This is a genomic window from Streptomyces sp. NPDC111744 (assembly GCF_055634995.1).
In genome coordinates, this window is sequence record NZ_JBVKCG010000008.1 from 256,183 (window position 1) to 270,714 (window position 14,532).

General features: G+C 70.3%; 15 protein-coding genes, 1 tRNA gene and 1 pseudogene. 8 read left to right on the forward strand and 9 right to left on the reverse strand.

Translation table 11 applies throughout. The annotated features are described in order from the left end of the window. Nucleotides 1-29: 29 nt before the first annotated feature. From ACZ7OO_RS20515 to ACZ7OO_RS20530, 4 genes are all read left to right on the forward strand, one after another. Nucleotides 30-266, forward strand: a complete 237-nt coding sequence (locus ACZ7OO_RS20515) for an acyl carrier protein (RefSeq protein WP_471506264.1) — start codon at nucleotides 30-32, stop codon at nucleotides 264-266. Nucleotides 267-294: 28 nt separating this feature from the next. Beyond that, nucleotides 295-1,044: a condensation domain-containing protein gene (locus tag ACZ7OO_RS20520; protein ID WP_471506266.1), complete on the forward strand. Its 750-nt coding sequence runs from the start codon at nucleotides 295-297 to the stop codon at nucleotides 1,042-1,044. Between the two features lie 284 nt (nucleotides 1,045-1,328). Next, nucleotides 1,329-1,850 (forward strand): hypothetical protein, encoded by a 522-nt coding sequence (locus ACZ7OO_RS20525; RefSeq protein WP_471506268.1) that lies wholly within the window; start codon nucleotides 1,329-1,331, stop codon nucleotides 1,848-1,850. 23 nt (nucleotides 1,851-1,873) lie between these two features. Continuing rightward, nucleotides 1,874-2,434: a hypothetical protein gene (locus ACZ7OO_RS20530; RefSeq protein ID WP_471506270.1), complete on the forward strand. Its 561-nt coding sequence runs from the start codon at nucleotides 1,874-1,876 to the stop codon at nucleotides 2,432-2,434. Nucleotides 2,435-2,865: 431 nt separating this feature from the next. On the opposite strand, the gene ACZ7OO_RS20535 is transcribed toward ACZ7OO_RS20530, so the two are convergent. Further along, a tRNA-Thr gene (locus tag ACZ7OO_RS20535) sits at nucleotides 2,866-2,939 on the reverse strand. Between the two features lie 219 nt (nucleotides 2,940-3,158). On the opposite strand from ACZ7OO_RS20535, the gene ACZ7OO_RS20540 reads away from it, so the two are divergent. From ACZ7OO_RS20540 to ACZ7OO_RS20550, 3 genes are all read left to right on the forward strand, one after another. Continuing rightward, a complete protein-coding gene (locus ACZ7OO_RS20540) occupies nucleotides 3,159-4,295 on the forward strand; it encodes an ABC transporter ATP-binding protein (protein WP_471506272.1) in 1,137 nt (378 codons plus the stop codon). A gap of 224 nt (nucleotides 4,296-4,519) precedes the next feature. Further along, nucleotides 4,520-4,981 carry a hypothetical protein gene (locus tag ACZ7OO_RS20545; RefSeq protein WP_471506274.1) on the forward strand — a complete coding sequence of 154 codons (462 nt, stop codon included), beginning with the start codon at nucleotides 4,520-4,522 and terminating at the stop codon, nucleotides 4,979-4,981. An 87-nt stretch (nucleotides 4,982-5,068) separates the two neighbouring features. After that, nucleotides 5,069-5,800 carry a nucleotidyltransferase family protein gene (locus tag ACZ7OO_RS20550; protein WP_471506276.1) on the forward strand — a complete coding sequence of 244 codons (732 nt, stop codon included), beginning with the start codon at nucleotides 5,069-5,071 and terminating at the stop codon, nucleotides 5,798-5,800. A 139-nt stretch (nucleotides 5,801-5,939) separates the two neighbouring features. Here the strand turns inward: ACZ7OO_RS20550 and ACZ7OO_RS20555 are convergent, their stop codons facing one another. The 6 genes from ACZ7OO_RS20555 to ACZ7OO_RS20580 form a co-directional block, all read right to left on the reverse strand. Then, a complete protein-coding gene (locus ACZ7OO_RS20555; protein ID WP_471506277.1) occupies nucleotides 5,940-7,613 on the reverse strand; it encodes a DoxX family protein in 1,674 nt (557 codons plus the stop codon). Nucleotides 7,614-7,763: 150 nt separating this feature from the next. Next, nucleotides 7,764-8,705, reverse strand: a complete 942-nt coding sequence (rlmB, locus tag ACZ7OO_RS20560; RefSeq protein WP_471506279.1) for a 23S rRNA (guanosine(2251)-2'-O)-methyltransferase RlmB — start codon at nucleotides 8,703-8,705, stop codon at nucleotides 7,764-7,766. A 94-nt stretch (nucleotides 8,706-8,799) separates the two neighbouring features. Further along, nucleotides 8,800-10,197 (reverse strand): cysteine--tRNA ligase, encoded by a 1,398-nt coding sequence (gene cysS, locus ACZ7OO_RS20565; RefSeq protein ID WP_471506281.1) that lies wholly within the window; start codon nucleotides 10,195-10,197, stop codon nucleotides 8,800-8,802. Nucleotides 10,198-10,301: 104 nt separating this feature from the next. Then, nucleotides 10,302-10,796: a 2-C-methyl-D-erythritol 2,4-cyclodiphosphate synthase gene (gene ispF, locus ACZ7OO_RS20570; protein WP_471506283.1), complete on the reverse strand. Its 495-nt coding sequence runs from the start codon at nucleotides 10,794-10,796 to the stop codon at nucleotides 10,302-10,304. After that, nucleotides 10,786-11,538, reverse strand: coding sequence for a 2-C-methyl-D-erythritol 4-phosphate cytidylyltransferase (gene ispD, locus ACZ7OO_RS20575; RefSeq protein WP_352223849.1), 753 nt, complete (start codon nucleotides 11,536-11,538; stop codon nucleotides 10,786-10,788). Before ispD ends, ispF begins: the two co-directional genes overlap by 11 nt. A gap of 265 nt (nucleotides 11,539-11,803) precedes the next feature. Beyond that, on the reverse strand, nucleotides 11,804-12,286 hold the full coding sequence (locus ACZ7OO_RS20580) for a CarD family transcriptional regulator (protein ID WP_003953493.1): 483 nt from the start codon (nucleotides 12,284-12,286) through the stop codon (nucleotides 11,804-11,806). A 613-nt stretch (nucleotides 12,287-12,899) separates the two neighbouring features. On the opposite strand from ACZ7OO_RS20580, the gene ACZ7OO_RS20585 reads away from it, so the two are divergent. Next, the gene (locus ACZ7OO_RS20585; protein WP_471506285.1) at nucleotides 12,900-13,616 is read left to right on the forward strand and encodes a copper chaperone PCu(A)C; all 717 of its coding nucleotides are present in this window, start codon (nucleotides 12,900-12,902) and stop codon (nucleotides 13,614-13,616) included. 83 nt (nucleotides 13,617-13,699) lie between these two features. Here ACZ7OO_RS20585 and ACZ7OO_RS20590 read toward each other — a convergent pair. Together ACZ7OO_RS20590 and phoP are read right to left on the reverse strand one after the other, a co-directional pair. Next, a pseudogene (locus tag ACZ7OO_RS20590) lies at nucleotides 13,700-13,780 on the reverse strand (DNA-binding response regulator); the annotation flags it as partial. A gap of 78 nt (nucleotides 13,781-13,858) precedes the next feature. Further along, the gene (gene phoP, locus ACZ7OO_RS20595) at nucleotides 13,859-14,530 is read right to left on the reverse strand and encodes a two-component system response regulator PhoP (RefSeq protein WP_018568744.1); all 672 of its coding nucleotides are present in this window, start codon (nucleotides 14,528-14,530) and stop codon (nucleotides 13,859-13,861) included. Nucleotides 14,531-14,532: the final 2 nt, after the last annotated feature.

Here is a 14,532-nt window from a genome sequence, read left to right on the forward strand (position 1 = left end):
CGCCGGAGCCTGTAGAAAGGGCGTATCCCATGACAGCCACCGAAAGCGTTGTGGCGTGCATCGCCAGGCGGGTCGGTGACCAGCCGATGGACGAGGCCAGTGAACTGGTGGCGCTCGGCGTGGACTCCCTCCTCCTGCTGCGCGTCATCGCCGACCTCGCGGCCGACGAGACCCAGGAGATCGACCCGCACGCCCTCGCCGAGATCGTCACCGTCGGGGACCTCGCGGACTTCATCAGCCGGTGGAACAGCGGTGTCCTCCGGTAAACGCGACCAGAGCCGGCAGGAGCCGAAGATGGTGGAGTACGACGATTCGATACCGGTGACGGCATCGCAGCGCGATCTGCTGTTCGTCCAGGAGGCCGCCTCCCGCAAGGACCTCTACAACAACAGCTTCCGTATCGTCTTCGACGGCGCTGTGGAGGCCGGCCCCATGCGCTCGGCGCTGGAGCGGCTGGTACGGCTCCAGCCCGCGCTGCGCACGGAGTTCCGCATGGTCGACGGGGTGCCGCGGGCACGCCTGGCCGCGCCCGGCGAGGTCCCGCTGGAGCTCGTCCGGCACGAGGGTCCCGCCGCGGAGTGGGAGGCGTTCCTGCGCGCCCGCACCGAGGAGTTCGTCCGGCTGCCGCTCGACCTGGGCAGCGCGCCGCTGTGCCTGTTCCAGCTGGTGGCCGGCGCGGACGCGGGCGGTGACCGGACGGCCCTGCTGGCGACCGTGCACCACACGGTGAGCGACGGCGTGTCGGTACGGGTCCTGGTCGACGAGATCTGCGACGGGTACCGGCTGGCCGTCGGCCGGACGGCCGCGGACACGGTGCACGACGCCCGGCCCGAGGAGCGCGAGCGGTGGCTGGTGGCGGAACTGCGCGCGCAGCGCGAGGCCGCCGAGGCGGCGGAGGCCGCCGGCCCAGGACCTCCGCCAGGTAGGGCACGCCCTCGGTGTATCCGGTGCCGGTGCGCTCGCCGATCATCCGTGCGGCCAGGCGGTAGTGGGTCTGTTTCCAGCGCTGGTGCGTCGACTCCAGCCGGTCGGCCGCCGCCCTGAGCGCGGCGTCGCCGGCGGCGTCCAGACGGTGCTCGGCGATCAGGTCGTGCCAGGTCCCCTGGACGGTGGACTGTCCGCCGACGACTCGCTCACGCACCTCGGGTACGGAGGTGTAGGCGGGCGAGGCGAGCCGGGCCAGGTGCGGGGTGGAGCACAGCGACTCGAAGGTCTTGTAGCCGGCGGACTGGATGGCGCTCGCCCCTTCGGTGAACTCCCTGAAGGTATGGAAGGCTTCGGGCCGCATGGTCGCCAGCAGGGAGAAGAGGGGCAGGGATTCCTTGAGGGTGTCGGCCACCGTGCCGACGTGGTCGGCGGCCTCCTGCGGCCGGCCGTCGGCGAGCCGCCGCACCGCCGTGGCCAGGGCGGCCGACATGAAGGTGAACGTCGCCTCGAAGGACTGCAGGGTGCGCAGGAACAGGTACTCGTCGTGCAGGACACACACCGGCTGGATGCTCGCCGAGAGCACCAGCGCCTGGTGCGGCGTGGCCGCCCGCAGGACGTCCGCGGCCAGCGGTCCGCCGGGGGTGCGTCCCGGTACGGCGGCCACCGCCGCGGCGTCCACGGTTCCGGGGGGCAGCACCCGCAGGGCGGCGGGCTCCATCACCCGTACCGCCAACCGCGTCCGCTTCCCCACCAGTTCGGGCTGCGGAGGCATGCCATGCGGTTCGGCCGGGGTGTCGCTCAGCGCCTGCTGCTCGAAGCGGATCAGGTCGGCGAGCAGAAGCAGCAGCATCTCGTCGCGTGCGCGGCGTGCCTCGCGCCAGTCGGCAGGAGCGGGCGGGGCCAGCAGTGAAAGGGCGGTGTAACTGGGGTAGTCGTAGCGGCTGTCGTGTTTGTCGAGGACGACGTCGAGGAATTCACGCAGAGTGGCGGGGCTGTCGTCCCGCCCGGCCGGGAACGGCAGTTTCGGCCGGGCGGTGAGGACATCGCGGATCTCGGCGAGCCGGTCCAGCAGTTCGGCGGACAGGAAGTGCTTGCCGACCGACCGCAGGTGGCCGAGAACGGCGGCGTAGGGGAATTCGGCCGCCTCGCCGGCGACCGCCCAGGTGTCCAACTGCTCGAGGACTGCGGCGACGGCCGGGGGTGTGACCGGCGGAAGGACCTGCAGAGCGGTGTCCGTGGAACTCATTGGGAAATCCAGGACGTCAATATGCTGCGTGCTTTCATCACCTGTTGCCAGAGGATGCGAGCGGGCATGGATGAGCCTTCTCTCGGTGACGACCGGCAGGGATCGGAGCCGTATGACGACGGCCGTTCGGGCTCCGCGGCATTTCGCCTTTCGTCACGGAACCGACCGCATCACGCTTCCGACGGAAATACTCCGCCGCTCGACCGAAACTCCCAAGTCACCGATATCCGGTCACGCCCACCCGGTCACGAAACCACGTGACTTGACCACGCCACACAGAGAAAAAGGAACTGACCCCACCCGAGGAGCCACAACCGCCTGCGACCTGCCGCTGCTGGAGGTGTCTCCACATGACCGGCTCGGCGTGTGGCTCGGCCTCGGATCGTGCGGCAGTCGGGGACGGAGAACCACGGGTTCACACCGTCGCCGCCGGCGAGCGTGCCTCGCCGGCGGTCACCAGGCTTGTCCAGTTCGGCTTCCGCCCCGGCCCGCGGCGGCGGGGCTCGCGGTGCGCTCTCGCCCGGCTCTCGGCTCTGAAGGGCAGAAGACCTCCGGTGGAGGAACCGCGCCGGCGGACTCCTCGGCACCCTCGCCGGGATTCACCGCCCTTGCGGCGACCAGCCCGCGGAACTTCGACCGCAGTCGAAACTACGAGCTCACGGGGCCCGCGGACTGGTCGCCCATGGCCATCGAGCCCCCTGTCGGATTCGAACCGACGACCTACGCATTACAAGTGCGTTGCTCTGGCCAGCTGAGCTAAGGAGGCCTGCACGTGGGCGTGCCGCTCACGTGCCAGTGCAGTGTACCCAGCCCCCAGGGGCTCCCCGTCGAAAATTTCCGCGAAGTTCACAGGCCTCCAGGTACTGACATACGGGGTGAACGCCGGGTACCGTCCTGAGCCAGTTCACTCACGTGGACTACACCACCACCTTCCTACAACGGATCGTCCGGCACGTTCCTGCCGGTAGAAGGGGGCCTCTGAGCCATGGCCACTGTCACGTTCGACAAGGCGACCCGGATCTACCCGGGGTCCACCAAGCCCGCCGTCGACGGCCTCGAGATCGCGATCGAGGACGGCGAGTTCCTCGTCCTGGTCGGCCCGTCGGGTTGCGGAAAGTCCACCTCGCTGCGGATGCTCGCGGGCCTGGAGGACGTCAACGCCGGCGCCATCCGCATCGGCGACCGCGACGTCACGCACCTGCCGCCCAAGGACCGGGACATCGCCATGGTGTTCCAGAACTACGCCCTGTACCCGCACATGACCGTCGCCGACAACATGGGCTTTGCGCTCAAGATCGCCGGCGTCAACAAGGCGGAGATCCGGCAGAAGGTCGAGGAGGCCGCGAAGATCCTCGACCTCACCGAGTACCTGGACCGCAAGCCGAAGGCCCTCTCCGGTGGTCAGCGCCAGCGTGTCGCGATGGGCCGCGCCATCGTCCGTGAGCCGCAGGTCTTCCTCATGGACGAGCCGCTGTCCAACCTGGACGCCAAGCTCCGTGTCTCGACCCGTACGCAGATCGCGTCCCTCCAGCGCCGCCTGGGCATCACCACCGTCTACGTCACCCACGACCAGGTCGAGGCCATGACGATGGGTGACCGGGTCGCCGTCCTCAAGGACGGTCTGCTCCAGCAGGTCGACTCCCCGCGCAACATGTACGACCGTCCGGCCAACCTCTTCGTCGCCGGCTTCATCGGCTCCCCCGCCATGAACCTGGTCGAGGTCCCGATCACCGACGGCGGCGTGAAGTTCGGCAACAGCGTGGTCCCGGTCAACCGTGAGGCGCTCCAGGCCGCCACCGACAAGGGTGACCGCACCGTGACCGTCGGTGTGCGTCCCGAGCACTTCGACATCGTCGAGCACAACAGCGAGGCCGCGTCCGCCCTCTCCAAGGACACCGAGGACGCCCCGGCGGGTCTCGCGGTCTCCGTGAACGTCGTCGAGGAGCTCGGCGCCGACGGCTACGTCTACGGCAGCGCCAAGGTCGGCGAGGACCTCAAGGACCTGGTCGTCCGCGTCAGCGGCCGCGCGGTCCCGGACAAGGGCGCCACGCTGCACGTCGTGCCGCGGCCGGGCGAGACCCACGTGTTCTCGACGTCCACGGGTGAGCGTCTCTCCGACTGAGCGATCAAACCGAGAAACCTCTGACCAGGGTGAACTTCGCCAGGTTGACGAAGAGGGCCCCGCAGCCTGCTGCGGGGCCCTTTCCGTTGCCCCGATTTACCCCGGCAAGCGGGTGATTTTCGAGCAGCGTGCGTCAACCCCATACCCGAAACAGGGCACTTCTACGTCCCTCGAACCGGTGACTAAATGTCGCCAAATCATTACCGCACGCTACCCTCACACGCGTGAAGCACTCCACCACCCCTCAGACGCGACGCGGCCATCGGGGCGGCCCTGCCCGCCGTATCGGCCGCACTCTCGCCCTCGTCCTGCCCGTCGTCCTGGTGCTCTCCGGGACCCTCGCCGTCACCCGCGTCAACTGGACGGGAAGCCCACGGAACTCGGTGCTCACCGCGACCGACGTGACCGACGCCGCCGTCTCCTCCAAGGCCGCCGCCCGGGCCCCACAGGACGTGCTGCGCGACCAGCTGATGAGCGAGCTCCAGGACAAGAACCCGGGCCAGGTCCTCACCCACCTCCAGCAGGCGGTCAACGGCCACCCGTCGCTGGCCCAGCACTGCTCGTCCATCGCCCGCGCGCTGGGCCGGGCCGCGGTGCGCATCTACGGCGCCTCGCGCGCCCAGTCGTACGCCCGCCCCGTCTGTGACACGTCCTTCGCGTCCGGCGTGCTGGCCGCACACAGCTGAGCACGGGTCGGTAAGACAGGTAACGGGACGTTAAGGGCCCCCTTGCGGCGGGAGGCCGACGCCGGGGCGCGTCGTACAGTTCGGGGCATGACCCATCCGAACGCCGCGTTGCGCCCCACTCAAGCCGTGGTCCTGGCCGGTGGCCAGGGCTCACGGCTTCGTCCGTACACCGACGACCGGCCCAAGCCGATGGTCGAGATCCCGGGTACGGGCACGCCGATCATCGGCCACCAGCTGACCTGGCTCGCCGAGGAGGGCGTCACGGACGTGGTGGTCTCCTGCGGCCACCTCGCCGAGGTCCTGCAGAAGTGGCTGGACTCGGCCGACCTGCCGGTCTCGGTCACGACGGTCGTCGAGAGCGAGCCGCTGGGCCGGGGCGGCGGCCTCAAGTACGCGGCCGCGCATCTGCCGCACACCGACCGGCCCTGGTACGCCACGAACGGCGACATCTGGACGCGGTTCTCGCTGCGCGACATGGCCGACTTCCACACGGAGCGGGACGCGGTGGCGACGCTCGCGCTGGCCCGGCCGCGGATCCCCTGGGGCGCGGTGCAGACGGACGGCTTCGGGCACATCACGGACTTCATCGAGGCACCGCCGTCGACGTTCGAGATCAACGCGGGTGTGTATGTCTTCTCCCCCGAGTTCGCCAAGATGCTTCCCGCGCGGGGAGACCACGAACGGACGACGTTCCCGCACCTCGCCCGGAGCCGGCAGCTGGCCGGGTTCACGATTCCGCAGGGGGCGTACTGGCGGGCGATCGACACGGCCAAGGACCTGACGGAGGCGGCGAAGGAACTGGCGGCACTCGGTCGCTGAGCCGGGCCGGCCGGGCCGGACCGGGCTTTCGGCTGTAGGTCCGTCGTGGCTTGTCGCGCAGTTCCCCGCGCCCCTTTGGGGCGCGGCGAGGCCCCGCACCTTTCGCAGGTGCGGGGCCTCAACCGTGTGCGCCGGCGTACTAGCCCAGCAGGCCGCCCACCAAGCCCGGCTGGCCCGAGGACGTCGAGCCGCCGCCGCTGCTTCCGCTGCCGGTGCCCGTGCCGCCCGTCGGGGACGAGCCGCCGCTCGTGGTGCCACCGGACGTGGGTCCCGCAGTCGTCGGCGCGGGAGCGGTGTGCCGGGGCGGGGCCTGGCCCGTCGTGCCCTGGGTCTGGCTGGGCGTCGTGGTGGTGGCGCCGCCGGTGGTGCGGCCGGCACCCGGGGTCGTCGCCGCCCCGGAGGGGCTGGCGCCGGCCGTGGCGCCCCCGGAGGGGGACGCGGGAGCCGACGGGGTCCTCGCGTGGTGCTTGGCCGTCTCGCCGGGCAGCGGGGAGCCGGGGAGGTTGTTGCGGGGTGCCTCGCCGGGACCGGGGACGACCACGCGGCTGGAGTCGCGGACCGCGCCGCCCAGCAGGGAGCCGACGAGGAGGGTGAGGCCGATGGTGACCGCCGTGATCAGGGCGCCGCGACGCAGTACGTAGCTGCGCAGCTCCCAGATGTCGGAGTGCGGTCCGAGGCGCCGCCAGGCGCTGCCCGCGAGGCGGCCGTCGACGGAGTAGACGGGGGCGCCGGCGATGATCAGCGGGGACCAGGCGGCGAGATAGATGATGTCGGGGGCGTCGTACGCCGGGACGGTCTTCCAGCTGACGGTGACGATGAGCGCGGCGGAGAGCAGGGCGCCGACGACCGCGGCCACCCGCTGCCAGCAGCCGAGCACGGTCAGGACGCCGACGATCACCTGGAAGAAGGCGATGACCAGGCCGGAGCCGACCGGGTGCTGGAGGGCGAACTGGCGCAGCGGCTCGGCGACGTCCCAGGGGTGCAGCGTGTTGAGCCAGGTGACCATGGAGCCGCGCTTGCCGCCGTCGAAGTAGACGGGGTCGCACAGCTTGCCCATGCCGGCGTAGATGGAGATGAAGCCGAGGAAGATCCGCAACGGGAGCAGGACCACGCCGAGGTTCATCCGGCGGCCGGGGTAGTAGGCGTGCCGGGCCGGGTCGTCGGCGTGCCGCCTGGTCGACGGCGGTTCCTGGAAGTCCTCGAACTCGTCGTCGGCGTAGGCCGGTTCGCCGTAGGGCGGTTCGTCGTAGGCAGGTTCGTCGTAGGCGCTGCCCGAGGTCCGCATGGGCGGCAGCAGCCGGGTCTCGCCCGAGGCGGGGGAGCGCGGATGGCCGACCATCGGGGTCTCTACGGTCTGTTCGACCTCGCCGTAGCCGTCGTCGACGCGCGGGATGACCTGGGTCGCGCCGGCCGGTTCGGCACGCTCCTCGCCGTGTCGGACGCTGCCGCCGCGGACGGCCTGGAGCAGCCGGTGGGCTCCGGTGTCGTCCGGCGCGGACTTGCCGCTCCAGACGACCGGGCGGCGACGGCCGGGCGCCGCCCCCGCCCTGCCACCCTTGCCGACGACCGGCATGCGCGCGGTGTCCTCGGTGGCGCTCAGGTGCCATGCGACCCGGGGGGATTGGGTACGCCGTGTCGATACGCCCAACTGCACGCGGAAACTCGCGTGGTTGACGATGACCTGCGCCGGATCGCTCGGCACCTTCACCATGCTCAGCGCGGGAGCGTCGTCGGGCCCGGAAGTGAATCCGGAGCGGAACCCCGGCGAGCGGTCCCCCGTGGGTGTGCGGGGTGTTCTGGTGTCCACACTCATCTAACCGAGTGACGTGGAGTTAGGACACTGCTTTGACCGCCCCGAAGTGTCCGGACCCCGTCAAGGATGGGCATGACGCCGGAATCACCCCGCACGGGCGAGGTTGCGGACGTTTGTTCAGCACCGGCGGCGCGCCGCCTCGTACCGCCGTCAGGCCCGTCGGCGAGCCGCCTCGTACAGCACGATCCCGGCCGCCACACCGGCGTTGAGCGACTCGGCGCCACCCGGCATCGGGATCCGCACCCGGAAGTCGCAGGTCTCGCCGACCAGCCGGGACAGGCCCTTGCCCTCGCTGCCCACGACGATGACGACGGGCCCGGAGAGCGCCTCCAGGTCACCGATCTCGTGCTCGCCATCGGCGGCCAGACCGACGACCACGATGCCGGCCTTCCGGTACGACTCCAGGGCCCGGGTGAGGTTCGTGGCGCGCGCCACCGGCGTACGGGCCGCCGCACCGGCCGACGTCTTCCAGGCGCCCGCCGTCATACCGGCCGCGCGCCGCTCGGGTACGACCACGCCATGTCCGCCGAAGGCGGAGACGGAGCGGACGACCGCGCCGAGGTTGCGCGGGTCGGTGACCCCGTCCAGGGCGACGATCAGCGGGTCCTCGCCGTCGTCGTACGCGGCCTGCGCCAGGTCCTCGGGGTGCGCGTACTCGTACGGCGGGACCTGGAGGACCAGGCCCTGGTGGTTGAGGCCGTTCGTCATACGGTCCAGCTCGGGGCGCGGCGCCTCCATGAGGTTGATGCCACCGCGCTCGGCGGCGAGCTGGAGGGCCTCGCGGACGCGCTCGTCGTTGTCGATGAACTGCTGGACATAGAGGGTGGAGGCCGGGACGCCCTCGCGCAGCGCCTCGACGACCGGGTTACGGCCGACGACCAGCTCGGAGGTGCCCTTGCCGCCCCGGCCGCGCGGCGCGGGACGGCGCAGCGTCTGCTTCGCCTTGGCGCCCGCGATGCGGTTCTTCTTGTGTCCCTTGCGCATCTCGGCGGGCGGGGTCGGCCCCTTGCCCTCCAGGCCCCGGCGCCGCTGGCCGCCACTGCCGACCTGCGCGCCCTTCTTGCCGGACATGCGGCGGTTGTTGGCTGCCATCAGTTACTCGTCTCCATGGACTGTGTCGTACATACGTCTTATGCAGTGTGCCGCCCGGGGGGCCGGGCGGCACAGTCGATCTTGGTGGGTCCGGCTACGACCTGAGGGTCCAGCGCGGGCCCTGCGGGCTGTCCTCGATGGCCAGACCGGACTGGTTCAGCTGGTCGCGGATGGCGTCGGCGGTGGCCCAGTCCTTGCGGCCGCGGGCGGACTCACGCTGGTCGAGGACCAGTCGTACGAGGCTGTCGACGACCCCGTGAAGGTCCTCGCCCTTCTCGGCCGCACCGGACCAGTGTGCGTCGAGCGGGTCCAGACCGAGGACGCCGAGCATCGCACGCACCTCGGCGAGCCGGGCGACGGCGGCTTCCTTGTCGTCGGCTGCCAGCGCGCTGTTGCCCTGCCGGACGGTGGTGTGCACGACGGCCAGCGCCTGCGGGACGCCCAGGTCGTCGTCCATCGCCTCGGCGAAGGCCGGCGGGACCTCGGGCGAGGGCTCCACCGCTCCCCCGGCCAGCTCCACCACACGCTGCACAAAGCCCTCGATCCGCGCGAACGCCGCCTCCGCCTCGCGCAGCGACTCCTCGCTGTACTCGATCATCGAGCGGTAGTGCGGGGTGCCGAGGTAGTAGCGCAGCACGATCGGGCGCCACGCCTTGACCATCTCGGAGACGAGGACCGAGTTCCCGAGGGACTTCGACATCTTCTCGCCGCTCATGGTGACCCAGGCGTTGTGCACCCAGTACTGGGCGAAGTCGTCGCCGTAGGCCTTGGCCTGGGCGATCTCGTTCTCGTGGTGCGGGAAGATCAGGTCGAGGCCGCCGCCGTGGATGTCGAAGGCCTCGCCGAGGTACTTGTGGGCCATCGCCGAGCACTCCAGGTGCCAGCCGGGCCGGCCGCGGCCCCACGGCGTCTCCCAGCTGGGCTCGCCCGGCTTCACGGCCTTCCACAGCGCGAAGTCCCGCTGGTCCCGCTTGCCGGTCTCGCCCTCGCCCTCCGGCTGGCGGAGGTTGTCCAGCTCCTGGTTGGAGAGCTGGAGGTAGTCCGGGTAGGAGCGCACGTCGAAGTAGACGTTGCCGTCGGCCTCGTACGCGTGCCCGCGCTCGATCAGTCCGCGCATCATCTCGATCATCTCCGGTACGTGCCCGGTCGCGCGGGGCTCGTACGTCGGCGGGAGGCAGCCGAGCGCGGTGTAACCGTCGTTGAACGCGCGCTCGTTCTCGTAGCCGATCGCCCACCAGGGACGGCCCTGGTCGGCGGACTTGGCGATGATCTTGTCGTCGATGTCCGTGACGTTCCGGATGAACGTCACGGAATAGCCGCGGTATTCGAACCAGCGGCGCATGATGTCGAAGTTGAGGCCGGAACGGATATGGCCGATGTGCGGTGCCGCCTGCACGGTGGCACCACAGAGGTAGATCGAGACACAGCCCGGGGCGAGCGGGGCGAAGTCACGGATCTGCCGGGCGTTGGTGTCGTACAGGCGAATGGTCACGAGACAAGGGTAGTGGGCCGACGGCAGTGGGTGGCACCGGTTGTGGAGGGCCGTCGCCGGGTGCCGGTGCACTGCGGCCGGCCGCGCCCCTCAGGTGGGACCGCTCACCCTTCTTTGACCACCAGGGCCGTTGCCACCGCCATAAGGCCCTCGCCCCTGCCCGGGAACCCCAGCCCGTCCGTCGTGGCCCCCGACACGGAAACCGGAGCCCCCGCCGCCGCCGACAGGAGCTTCTCCGCCTCGTCGCGGCGCTTGCCGATCTTCGGGCGCGCTCCTACGACCTGCACCGCGACGTTCCCGATCACGAATCCGGCGTCGCGGACGATCCGGGCCGCCTCCGTCAGCAGGGTCACGCCCGAAGCGCCGGACCATTCCGGGCGCCCGGTGCCGAAGTGCTGCCCGAGGTCCCCCAGGCCCGCCGCCGAGAACAGCGCGTTGCACGCCGCGTGCGCGACGACGTCCGCGTCCGAGTGACCGGCCAGGCCCGGGCCCTCGCCCTCCCACTTCAGGCCGGCGCACCACAGCTCGCGGCCCTCCTCGAAGGCATGGATGTCGGTGCCGACACCCACCCGCGGAAGCAGCGGCAGCTCAGAAGCCATCGTTGAGCCTCCTGCGGGCCAGGACCGCCTCGGCGAGGACCAGGTCGAGGGGGCGGGTGACCTTGAAGGCCTCCTCGTGGCCGGGGACGACCACGACCTGTTCGCCGAGTTGTTCGACCATGCTGGCGTCGTCGGTGACGTTGTCGGTGACCGTCTCATGCGCGCGGACCAGCGTCGTACGGTCGAAGCCCTGAGGGGTCTGGACCGCGCGCAGGCGGGCGCGCTGGGGGGTGGCGACGACCGGCTCGGGGTCACCCTGGACCGTCGCCGGCTCGACCTCCTTGACGGTGTCGGCGAGCGGAAGCGCGGGGACGACCGCGGGGGCGCCGTCGCGGACCGCCTGGATCACGGCGTCGACCGTGTCGACGGGGACCAGCGGGCGGGCCGCGTCGTGGACGAGGACGATGTCGTAGTCGGGGGGCAGTGCGTCCAGGCCGAGCTTGACCGACTCCTGCCGGGAGTCGCCGCCCGGGACGACGAGGAAGTCGGTGCGCTCGGGCAGCGCGTGCGCGTCGAGGAGGGACTTGACCTCGGGCGCGCCGTCGGACGGGGCCACGACGACGACCAGGGAGACCGCGCGGGAGGCGGCCAGTGCGCGCACGGCGTGGATGAGCATGGGCGTGCCGTTCAGCGCGCGAAGCGCCTTGGGGGCGCCCGGACCGAGCCGTACGCCCCGGCCGGCGGCGGGAATCACGGCGGCGGTACGCAGTTCCGTACGCGAAGAACGCGAATCGTCAGACATCGGTTCCTGTCAGGTTTGTGTGCGGGCCTGGCGTGGGTATGGCCTGGGAAGTGCCGGGCGCGACGCCTTGACCGGACCCTTCCGTGACACTGGTCGAGCCAGCAGCCCGGGCCCGGCACGCCTAGTATCGGGGGTTTCCGCCGGGGGCGGGATTCCGAATGCGCGAGTTCCGGGCACGGACATGCCGCAGCGCCCGGCGACAAATGTGTCATCGGGCACCGCGGCATTCAGTGTGCGGAGTTTCAGCGTGCCGAGCTGGACCGCGTCAGGACGCGAGGACCTCGTCGAGCAGGGCCTCGGCCTTGTCCTCGTTTGTGTTCTCCGCGAGGGCGAGCTCGCTCACCAGGATCTGGCGGGCCTTGGCGAGCATGCGCTTCTCACCGGCGGAGAGTCCGCGCTCGCGCTCACGACGCCACAGGTCACGCACGACTTCCGCGACCTTGATGACATCGCCGGAGGCGAGCTTCTCCAGGTTTGCCTTGTATCGACGGGACCAGTTCGTGGGCTCCTCGGCGTACGGCGCGCGCAGCACCTCGAAGACCCGGTCCAGCCCGTCCTGACCGACCACATCACGCACGCCGACGAACTCCGCATTGTCCGCTGGCACACGTACCGTCAGGTCACCTTGGGCGACCTTCAGCACCAAGTAGGTCTTGTCCACGCCTTTGATCTGGCGAGTTTCGATGGCCTCGATCAGCGCGGCCCCGTGATGGGGATAGACCACGGTGTCGCCAACCTTGAACGTCATGTGACAGGTACCCCTTCCGTGGCTATCCAGGGTAACACGGAAACCGGCGGTTCTGAATGGCGTTTTCGCAGGTCAGGGCATATCTCGGGGCTTGACAACAGCAACAGGAACGTGCTTCGCGAGCCGTCCGGAAGCAGGTATTCGCAGGTCGGAGCGGTTCTTCGGGGGAGGAGAAACGCGTACGTTACGCACCTCCGGACGCACGCCCAAGTGGCCGAACGTCCACATTTGTCCCGTTCCAAGCATACGACTTCCGCTACTCCGTTCGGCTGCCGGAGCCGGATCCGAGACGTTTCCGGAATTGATCACAGGTGTCCGACCGAACGGTATGTGATCAATTTTCCCGGCGGTCGCGCATTCCTTCACGGAAATTTTGCGCGCGGTGTGGCGAACGAGTTATGTGAATGCCTGACGAGCGCCCCACAAAGTGACCGAAGAGTCACTTGTGGAGCCCTGGGGTACCCCGGCCGGAGGGAAGCTCAAGGGAAGGGAGCGGCTTGGGGAGGGTCGGGTGCGGCCGCGGGGGAACGGCTCGGTAACCTAAGGCCGCTGACAGACCCTTAGGGCGGCTTTATCAGAGGGCCGCCCGTGCGTTCAAGGAGTTGCCGCCGCCGTGAGCAGCAGCCTTCGACGCGGCGCCCTCGCCGCCTCCGCCATCGCCTTCTCCGTCGCCTCGCTTGCCGCGTGCGGTGCCGGCAACGACTCCCAGACGCTGGAGATCAAGCCGGACAACGCCGCGACGAGTGTCGGCGACATCAAGATCCAGAACGCGACCGTGATCACCCAGCCCGACCTCACGTCGACCGGCCCGGCCGTGGTCTCCGCGACCATCTTCAACACCGGCACCCAGCCCGAGACGCTCCAGTCGATCGTCGTCGCCGGCACCAACAAGTCCGCCCAGCTGCACCCCACCAAGTCCCAGCCGCTGACCATCCCGGGCGGCGGCCGGCTGATCCTGGGCGGCAAGGGCAACGCCTCCGCGGTGCTGCCCAGCAGCCGCGACGCGGTCAAGGACGGCAACGCGCAGAAGGTCACGTTCACCTTCAGCAGGACTGGTGATGTGAGCCTGCGCGCGTTCGTCGTCCCCGCCGAGAGCTACTTCTCGGGCTGGGGCCCGAGCTCCGTCCCGTCGGCCTCGGCCTCGGCCTCCGCGTCCTCGTCCGCCTCCTCCTCGGCCTCCGCGTCCTCGTCCGCCTCCTCCTCGGCCTCCGGCTCCCCGGCGGCGGGCGCCACGGCGAGCGGCAGTGCCAAGCCGGGCAAGGGCAAGTCGTCCGGGAGCGCTTCGGCGACCCCGAGCGACTCGGCGTCGGCGTCGACGAACGCGGGCTGAGCGGTCGTACGGCCAACGCGAGAAGGGCGGTACCCCCTCGGGGGCCGCCCTTCTTCGTACGGTCGTCACACCAGGCCGGCGGTTTACGGCTCGAACTTGTACCCGAGACCACGAACCGTCACCAGGTACCGCGGGGCACCCGGGTCGGGCTCGAACACCGCCCTCGACGCACCCCTCGCACCGCTACGCGGGCTTCGGAGTGCTGCGCCGGACTCCGTCCGCCGGCTCCGGACAATCTCGGTCTACGGCTCGAACTTGTACCCGAGACCACGAACCGTCACCAGGTACCGCGGGGCACCCGGGTCCGGCTCGATCTTGGCGCGCAGGCGCTTGACGTGGACGTCGAGGGTCTTGGTGTCACCGACGTAGTCGGCACCCCAGACCCGGTCGATGAGCTGCATACGGGTGAGGACGCGCCCTGCGTTGCGCAGGAGCATCTCCAGCAGGTCGAACTCCTTGAGGGGGAGGTCGACCTTGGAGCCGGAGACCGTCACCACGTGGCGGTCGACGTCCATGCGGACCGGGCCGGCCTCGAGCGCGGCCGGGGTGACCTCCTCCGGCTCCCCGCGACGGCGCAGGACGGCCCGGATACGGGCGACCAGCTCGCGGGAGGAGAAGGGCTTGGTCACGTAGTCGTCGGCTCCTATTTCGAGCCCGACAACCTTGTCGATCTCGCTGTCCTTGGCCGTCACCATGATGACGGGGACATTGGACCGGCCGCGCAGCTGGCGGCAGACCTCGGTGCCGGGCAGGCCGGGCAGCATCAGGTCGAGGAGGACGAGGTCGGCGCCGTTGCGCTCGAACTCGTCGAGGCCGTCGGGGCCCGTGGCCGCCACGGCGACCTCGAAGCCCTCCTTGCGGAGCATGTACGACAGGGCGTCGGAGAAGGACTCCTCGTCCTCGACGACGAGCACTC